The organism is Cupriavidus basilensis, assembly GCF_029335485.1.
Lineage (GTDB): Bacteria > Pseudomonadota > Gammaproteobacteria > Burkholderiales > Burkholderiaceae > Cupriavidus > Cupriavidus basilensis_E.
Genome location: NZ_JARJLM010000296.1, coordinates 1 through 6,794, shown reverse-complemented (window position 1 = coordinate 6,794; position 6,794 = coordinate 1). Strand labels below are relative to the sequence as shown.

The window sequence follows — 6,794 nt, the reverse complement described above, 5'->3', positions numbered from 1 at the left end:
GCGGTTGTTCTGGCGGGGGGCGGTGGCGCGCTCAGAAGCGCGTCGACACTGCCGTCTCGCGCATGACGGCTTCCGGCGTGCGATAGCGCTCGGCCATCTGGCGGTCGGTCTCGTTCTTGAGCTGCGCCTGCATATAGGCGCCGAGGTGGCGCGCGTGCTGAACGATGGCCGCGCCGACCTGCACGCGCTCGGTGCTGTAGCTTTCGAGTGCGGCACTGACGCTGTCATGCGCCTGCAGGGCCTTGACCAGCGAAATGGCGTCGCCCGCTGCCTTGGTCACGCCCATGCCGCAGTGCGGGCGTGCCACGAAGGCGGCGTCGCCGAGCAGCGCCACGCGACCGAAAGCCATGCTCGGCACCTCGAGGTCGAAGATGGGCTGGAACAGCGGCTGCGCGGCCTTGGTCACGACCTCGCCGAACTGGGGCGCCAGGTTGGCCAGCGCGGCTTCCTCCATGCTCGCCAGCACGTCCGGGCGGATCAGCCCTGGCGGGATGCCGCCGGACCAGCGCTTGCCGCTGGCGTCGGTCAGCAGGTCGGGCAGGTCCACGTCTTCGCTGGTGGCGCGGTACCACACGAAGTTGTAGCGGCGCTCGCCAACCCGCGTGCTGTTGCCCTGGCCCGCCACCGGGTAGCCGAGGATCTGCTCGCGCGGCGGCAGGCAGAAGGCGAACTTCTCGAACAGCATGTCGCGCGTGGCTTCGCTCAGGCTGGTTTCGTCCACCAGGCCGCGCCAGGCGATGTACCCTGCGTACTGTAGCCGTGCCTCGGGCAACAGGCACTCGCGCAACGCGGAGCGGAAGCCGTCCGCGGCGACGACAAGATCGGCGTGGTGGATCGAGCCGTCGTCCAGCATCACCACGGCGTGGCCGGGCTCGCTGCGCACCGACACCACATTGGCGCCAGTGCGGTACGTGCCCCCGGTGAAGGCGGACCGCAGCACGTGGTACATCTTGCCCCATGCCGTCAGCGTTTGCGGCAGCTCGCGCTGCGACAGCACGCTGCCGTCCTGGCCCAGCGTCAGCCTGGACCTCACCTGCACGCCGATGGAGTCGTCCACCTCGACCCCGGCGGCGGCCAGCGCCTCGAACAATTCCGGATGCGTGACGATGCCCGCGCCGCGCCCGGCAAGGGCTTCGGGAACACGCTCGCATACTTCCACCTCCCACCCGCCGCGGGCGAGCAGGTTGGCCGCGAACAGCCCGCCCAGCGAGCCGCCCACGATGATGGCCTTCGGCCGTGTCGATAGGGTTGTCATGGTCAGTCTCCTTCCACTGCCGGGAGGGACGCGCGCGCGCCGTTGCCCGGGATTTCAAGGCCCGCCACCTCGGCGGCGGGGTAGTTCAATTCGATGGTGACGCCGGAAGGGTCCTCGATGAACACCTGGTGCAGGCCCAGGCTGGGGACGGTGCGGTCGCGCCACGGGATACCCTCGGCTTCCAGCTTTGCCCACATCTGCGCCACGCCGGTGGCCAGGAACGCGATGTGGTCGAGGGTGCCGGTGCCCGCCGCCGAGGGGGCGCGCTCGCCTAGGTAGGCGGACAGTCCGTCAGGGTTGTCGGGGTCGACACCGATGATGTGGACAGTGCCGAAGTCACCTTCGTCCCCGCCCATGTACAGCCATGCGCCGGGGAAATCGAAAGGCGGACGGTAGCCTTGCTTGAAGCCGAGAATGCGTTCGTAGAAGGCGCAGGATTGCTCGAGGTCCGTGGTGCGGATCGAGAAGTGCGCGAGCTTGCGGATTGCCATGGTTTCCTTCTTTATTGATCGATCGATTAGTGATCGTTTGATAAATTGTAGGGCAGCCGAATGGAAGGGCCAAGAGCCGGCAGGGGGGGTACTTACCCTGATCGGCGGGGGCGCGCAGGCTGCGCCACTTCTGCGCAGCGCAGCTCTGTGCTCTTAGTGCATTGCGATCCCCATGATGCGGTTACCCATGCGGATGCCCCACCGGATCATCTGCTCGCCTTGCGCGTGTTCGCCCTGCTGCCAGATCTCTAGCGCGTGGTCCGGGTCGGCGGTGCCGTCAAGCGCCTTGGCCAGCGCCACGGCATTGGCCGCGGCCTTGGCGGTGCTGCCGGCGGTATGGGGACGGGGAATGAAGGCAGCATCGCCAGTCAGCAGTACGCGGCCGAACACCATGCGCGGCACCTGCAGGTCCTGGATGGCCTGGACGAAGATCTGATCGGTGTTGTCGATCAGCGCGCGGAACGCAGGGTTGGCGCGCGCAGCCGCGGTCTGGCGAAACCAACGCTCCTGCTCAGCCGACAGCATGCCCGGCGGGATCGAATGGCTGCGGCGTTTTCCGTTGCGATCGGTGAGCACGGCATCGAGCGCCACGCCGGGCTCGGCCTTCAGGTACCACAGCCAGTTGAAGCGGCGCCGTCCGGACGCCGTGGCGCCGTCGGCACCGGGAACCATGTACTGCAGCATCATCGAGTCGCGGTCTTGCTGGAACACGAAGTTCTCGTGCAGCAGCGGCCTGGCCGCGGCGGGCAGGCGGCATTCGTCGACCAGGCCGCGCCAGACGACATAGCCCGCATAGCTCGGGGCGACACCGGGCAGCATGAGCTGGCGCACGGTAGAGCCGGCGCCATCGGCGCCGACCAGCAGGTCGCCGTGCGCCTTGCGTCCGTTGGCAAACGTGGCGTGCACAGTGTGCTCGTGCTGCTCGATCCCGCTGAGCGCTGCGCCGCGGTGATAGTGCTCGGCCGGAAAGTGATCGAGCAGGGCGGCATACAGCGTGTTCCACGAGGTCTGCGTTTGCGGCATCAACTGTCGGTCGAGCACCTCGCCGCCGTGGTCGAGGAACAGCCGGTCGTGCGAGCGCACGCCGAGCGCACCGTGCGCGGAGATGCCTGCGAACGAGAACGCGCGCAGCACCTCCGGCTGCAGGACAATGCCGCCGCCGCGGCTGTCGAGGTCCGCTGTGGAGCGCTCGAACACATCGACCTCCCAGCCAACGGCGCGCAGCGCGGTGGCTGTGAACAGGCCGCCCAGCGAGCCGCCTATGACCAGGGCTTTGCGCGGGGTGGGGGAGGATTTGCCGTGGGGGTCCATGTGCAGCTCCGGATCGACAGGGGATGGACAGCATCGTAGAAGGGCGTTGGCCGCAGGAGAATGCACGTCGGAAGCAAGGCAGCTTTGCGTGGACAGCAACGGGAAGGGCGGCGGCGCCCCGCGAAACTGGCGTTGCGCTGCCGGCAACGCTGGTTTGCGCGGGCATGCCATTCCGGCAGTGCGGCCCCGTGCCTACACTCGCTTCATCTTCATCGCAAGGAGCCGTCATGAAGCCCGTCGACATCCAGATCACCTATGACTTCATCTGCCCGTGGTGCTGGATCGGCCATCGAAACCTGAAGGCCGCCATCGCCAACATGGCGCCCGAGGCCGCACCCGCGATTTCCTTTCTGCCGTACGAACTCAATCCCGGCATGCCGGTGGAAGGCGCCGATCGAAAGGCCTACCGCACCGCGAAGTTCGGCAGTTGGGCGCGCTCGCAGGCCATGGACGCCGAGGTGGCGATGGTGGGCCGGCGTGCCGGCCTGGATTTCCACTACGAGCGGATCTCGGTCACGCCCAACACCCGCTTGGCACATCGGCTGATGGCGTTTGCCCAGCAAACTGGCGACGCTGCCAAGGCCGATGCGCTGTTCGAGGCCGTCTTCGCTGCGTACTTTGCGCGCGGCGAGCACATCGGCCTGATTGATGTGCTCGTGCAACTGGCGGTATCGGCCGGCTTCGATGCGCAAGCGGTGCGGGCCTATCTGTCAGGCACCGATGGCGAAGCGGAAGTCGCGGCTGCCGAGGCGCTGGCGCAGCGCGAGGGCGTCCGCTCCGTGCCGGCCATCCGGATCGGCCGCACCGCTATCGGCGGGGCTCAGCCGCCTTCGTTCCTGGAGCAGGCGTTGGGCGCGGCCGTGGGCGAGGCCCTTTGAATGGGATAGCTAGTGGGCAGCACGAAGAACCTGGAGAACATTGAAATGGACAAGCAAGCGATCCTTCATTATGTCTACGACCCGTTTTGCGGCTGGTGCTACGGGCTTGCGCCGTTGGTGTCGGCGGCTGAAGAAGCCGGCCTGAAGGTGGTCCCGCACAGCGGCGGCATGCTGGCGGGAGAGCGGGCGCAGAAGATGTCCACCGAATGGCGCGATTTCGTTCGCCCGCATGAGGAGCGCATCACCGCGCTCAGCGGGCAGCCGTTCAGCGAGACATACCAGCAGGGCACGCAGTTCGACTACGACGTCAAACTCGATTCCGGCCCCCCGACCGCGGCGATGCTGGCCGCGGAGTTCATCGCAGGTGCCGGACTGAAGATGCTCGAGCGCCTTCAGACCGCGTACTACGTCGAAGGACGGCCGATCGCCGAGCGTGCGGAACTGCTGCGCATCGCCGACGAACTGGGCCTCGATGCGGCGTCGTTCGCAACCGCCTACGACCAGGCAAGTCCGACGCTGAACGGCCACTTCGAGCAGACGCAGGCTTTCCTCGGGGAGATTGGCGGACGCGGCTACCCAGCACTGGCTATCGAGCAGGACGGCAAGGTTTCAAGGCTGCGCCTGGGGCGGTATTTCGGGAAGCCGGAGTTGTTCCGGAAGGCAATGGAGGAGGTCTTGGCGCAATGAGAAGGGGCTGGAATTCGTCATTTCCATCGAGACGCCGAGCGACTTGCCACCGCTGTTTCGCGAGAACGTCGAGGCGACAAGCGCAACTGTTTGCCTATGCCGTCCGGGACCTGGCGTCGGCGCGTATGGTGTCCGGCCGAGTCGTGATCCTGGGCGGCGCAGCATCGCTACCTCGGCCCCACACCGCGGCAAGTACGCCGTGGCTCCGGCCTTGTCGTCGCGCGGTCTCCATTCAGCGGTCAGATTTGCCGGGTGCCTGGGAGGATGTTCAAAAAATATGAATTATTTGTCCGAAATAAGTATCGGGAAGTGATTGGGTCGTACATTAAAGTACGCAAAATGGAAGGCGTAGCAACGAAAACGCCGCGCCTGAAAAATTCAATTTTTTTAATGAAAGAGGATGTGATCATGACCAAAGCCAAGCTCGAAGTGCTGACCCCGCAGAACAGCCAGCTGATCTTCATCGACCAGCAGCCGCAGATGGCCTTCGGGGTACAGTCGATGGACCGTCAGGCACTGAAGAACAACGCGGTCGGGCTGGCCAAGGCCGCCAGGATCTTCAACATTCCCACCACCATCACCACGGTGGAGAGCGAATCCTTCTCCGGCTTCACCTACCCCGAGCTGCTCGACGTCTTCCCCGGCCAGAAGACCCTGGAACGCACCTCCATGAACTCCTGGGACGACCAGAAGGTGCGTGATGCGCTGGCCGCCAACGGCCGCAAGAAGGTCATCGTCTCCGGCCTGTGGACCGAGGTCTGCAACACCACTTTCGCCCTGTCGGCCATGCATGACGCGGACTACGAGATCTACATGGTGGCCGACGCCTCCGGCGGCACCAGCAAGGAGGCCCACGACTATGCCATGCAGCGCATGGTCCAGGCCGGCGTCGTGCCCGTGACCTGGCAGCAGGTGCTGCTCGAATGGCAGCGCGACTGGGCCCATCGCGACACTTATGACGCCGTGATGAAACTGGTCAAGGAGCATTCCGGCGCCTACGGCATGGGCGTGGACTATGCCTACACCATGGTCCACAAGGCGCCCCAGCGCACCGCCACCCCGCACGAGTCCATCGCCCCGGTGCCGGCGCGCTGAGCGGCGCTCGCCCTGCCTTATCACACCTACCGGGAAGACATAGCGTGAGCGCGCAACCTTTTCAGCCGAGCGTGCAGGATGCAGCCGAAAGCCCGTCGCGGCGCAGGCTGCTGGTGTCTGGCGCCGCCGCGGTGGCGGCAATAGGCAGCACCGCCGCCGTCGCAGCCACCGGCAAGCCGCAGGTCCATACCACCCCCCACCACCCAGTTGGAGCACATAATATGAGCTACGTCACTGCCAGGGACGGTACTCAGATTTTCTACAAGGACTGGGGCTCGGGCCGCCCCGTCGTGTTCTCGCATGGTTGGCCGCTCAACGCGGACGCCTGGGACGCGCAGATGCTGTTCCTGGCCCAGCATGGCTACCGCGCAATCGCCCATGACCGCCGCGGTCACGGCCGCTCGGGCCAGCCTGCCAAGGGCAATGACATGGACACCTATGCCGACGACCTGGCCGCGGTGATCGAGGCGCTGGACCTGAAGGACGCGACGCTGGTCGGCCACTCGACCGGCGGCGGCGAGGTGGCCCACTACATCGGCCGCCACGGCACCAGGCGCGTGGCCAAGGCCGTTCTGATCGGCGCCGTGCCCCCCATCATGCTGAAGACCGCGGCCAATCCCGGCGGCCTGCCGATGGATGTGTTCGACGGCATCCGCAAGAACACGGCCGAGAACCGCTCGCAGTTCTTCAAGGACCTGGCGGTGCCTTTCTTCGGCTTCAACCGGCCCGGCGCCAAGTTCTCGCAGGGTACCATCGACGCCTTCTGGGCGCAGGGCATGACCGGCGGCATCCTCGGCCAGTACCTGTGCATCAAGGAGTTCTCGGAAGTCGACTACACCGAGGACCTGAAGAAGATCGGCGTTCCGACCTTGATCCTGCACGGCGACGACGACCAGATCGTGCCGATCGACAACGCCGGCAAGCTCAGCGCCAAGATCGTCAAGAATGCCACGCTGAAGATCTATCCGGGCGGTTCGCACGGCATGTGCGTGGTCGAGGCCGACAAGGTCAACGCCGACCTGCTGGCGTTCTTGAACGCTTGACGGGCATGCCGTCAAGCGACTCCAAGGCAGGCCG

The 6,794-nt window shown here is 66.0% G+C and carries 7 protein-coding genes; 4 read left to right on the top strand and 3 right to left on the bottom strand.

All coding sequences use genetic code 11. The features are described from left to right. Window positions 1-31 precede the first annotated feature (31 nt). The 3 genes from P3W85_RS17245 to P3W85_RS17235 all read right to left on the bottom strand — a co-directional run bounded on the left by P3W85_RS17245 (window position 32) and on the right by P3W85_RS17235 (window position 3,057). The gene (locus P3W85_RS17245; protein WP_276265673.1) at window positions 32-1,255 is read right to left on the bottom strand and encodes an FAD binding domain-containing protein; all 1,224 of its coding nucleotides are present in this window, start codon (window positions 1,253-1,255) and stop codon (window positions 32-34) included. 2 nt (window positions 1,256-1,257) lie between these two features. Further along, window positions 1,258-1,746 carry a VOC family protein gene (locus tag P3W85_RS17240; RefSeq protein ID WP_276265672.1) on the bottom strand — a complete coding sequence of 163 codons (489 nt, stop codon included), beginning with the start codon at window positions 1,744-1,746 and terminating at the stop codon, window positions 1,258-1,260. A 153-nt stretch (window positions 1,747-1,899) separates the two neighbouring features. Then, window positions 1,900-3,057 carry an FAD binding domain-containing protein gene (locus tag P3W85_RS17235; RefSeq protein ID WP_276265671.1) on the bottom strand — a complete coding sequence of 386 codons (1,158 nt, stop codon included), beginning with the start codon at window positions 3,055-3,057 and terminating at the stop codon, window positions 1,900-1,902. Between the two features lie 227 nt (window positions 3,058-3,284). On the opposite strand from P3W85_RS17235, the gene P3W85_RS17230 reads away from it, so the two are divergent. The 4 genes from P3W85_RS17230 (at window position 3,285) to P3W85_RS17210 (ending at window position 6,760) form a co-directional block, all read left to right on the top strand. After that, window positions 3,285-3,935: a DsbA family oxidoreductase gene (locus P3W85_RS17230; protein ID WP_017228264.1), complete on the top strand. Its 651-nt coding sequence runs from the start codon at window positions 3,285-3,287 to the stop codon at window positions 3,933-3,935. Window positions 3,936-3,980: 45 nt separating this feature from the next. Beyond that, a complete protein-coding gene (locus P3W85_RS17225) occupies window positions 3,981-4,622 on the top strand; it encodes a DsbA family protein (protein ID WP_276265670.1) in 642 nt (213 codons plus the stop codon). A gap of 408 nt (window positions 4,623-5,030) precedes the next feature. Further along, entirely contained in the window at window positions 5,031-5,717 is a 687-nt protein-coding gene (locus tag P3W85_RS17215; RefSeq protein WP_276265669.1) for a hydrolase, read from the top strand. Between the two features lie 221 nt (window positions 5,718-5,938). Then, window positions 5,939-6,760 (top strand): alpha/beta fold hydrolase, encoded by an 822-nt coding sequence (locus P3W85_RS17210; RefSeq protein ID WP_276265668.1) that lies wholly within the window; start codon window positions 5,939-5,941, stop codon window positions 6,758-6,760. Window positions 6,761-6,794 lie beyond the last annotated feature (34 nt).